Genomic DNA, 1,268 nt, shown 5'->3' on the forward strand with positions numbered 1-1,268 from the left:
GCCCGTCACCTGCATGCCACGCACCTCCGGGCTGTCCCCCAGCGCGTCGCGCACGCCCTTGGGCAGGTCCTGGTGAGCCTGGGCCATCGTGACCTGTCCGCCCTGAATGAGGACGGCCGCACCGACGGCGGGAACGGAGATGACGCCCGCCTGCACGAGCCTTCGCATCATCTCCACCCACTCGGCGGAGACCACCATCCGCGAGCCCACCATGACGCCACCCGAACTCATCACGAGGCCCACGCCCAGCGTCATGGGGGCCGAGGGCGGCACGCGTGGCATGGCCATCTTCATCGTGGAGATCATCGTGACCATCTCCACCGCCTGCATCGCCGCGATGACCTGCCCGCCAAGCTTCAGGGTCTCGCGGGTCTCCCGCTGGAGCGTGTCGAACTCACGCGTCAGCTTTCCCATCAGCTCGGGCATCGCGGTCGTCGCCGCCTCCACCCGCTCCGGGTCCAGTGAGGCGAGGTCCGTGAGCGTGGGCTCCATCAGCCCCTGCACGCGATGAAGGTCCACGAAGAGCTTCTCGACGCTGCACATGGGGCAGTTGCGGAGCACGGCGTCCGCGAGGTGCAGGAAGTCCACCCAGGTGGCCAGCAGGAGGGTCCCGAATTGGGCCGCCTGGAGCTTCGGCCCCGTCATCCGCAGGAGGCCCAGTTCCATGTCCGTGTCGCCGACTTCCGAGGCCGCATCCGTCAAGACGGTGGCGCTCCCAAGCGCGCCCTGAAGCCACGTCACCTGCTTGGAGCCCTGGTCGAGGTAGCGCGTGAAGACGCCGGTGAGGCTAAAGCCCCAAAGGTCTGGAGGACGGGCCGCCAGCTGGGTGAACGCGGCCTCGACGTTGCGCAGGGAGGTCTTCACTTCGTTCGTGGCGTCGAGGACTGCTTGCCGCGTCAATGCAGCGCTCCGGGCCTCGCCCCCGACAACGCTGTCTCCCACGGCGGTCACGTCGTCACGCGACTGCTGGCGGCGCAGGAGCCGTTGCTCGGGCCCGGCAAGAGCGCGCGGGAGGGAGTTCCGGGCGTGCAAAGGCTCATCGTTCGGAGCATCGACCCACGCGGGCGAGGAGGCCTTTCGCGGCGCGTAGCTCAAGCTTCGGCCACGCCCAGGCACCTGCGACACGGAGGCGCATCCCGTGGCCAGCAGCACCAGCGTCAGCACCAGGGCGTCAGCGCGCATCGTCCACCCCCAGGCCCACCGAGGCGAACGCCCCCGGCCGCAGCGTCCCTTCCGGCGTGGGGAAGAGCAGCGTGCCACCCGTCCCC

1 protein-coding gene is annotated in these 1,268 nt (G+C 69.6%); it reads right to left on the reverse strand.

What is annotated here, in order from left to right; all coding sequences use genetic code 11:
* On the reverse strand, positions 1 to 1,182 hold a 1,182-nt coding region (locus D7X74_RS41960; RefSeq protein WP_120538468.1), incomplete at its 3' end, for a DUF2380 domain-containing protein.
* Between the last annotated feature and the right edge of the window lie 86 nt (positions 1,183 to 1,268).

Origin of the sequence: Corallococcus sp. CA047B (assembly GCF_003612065.1) — a bacterium.
GTDB classification, from domain to species: Bacteria; Myxococcota; Myxococcia; order Myxococcales; family Myxococcaceae; genus Corallococcus; species Corallococcus praedator.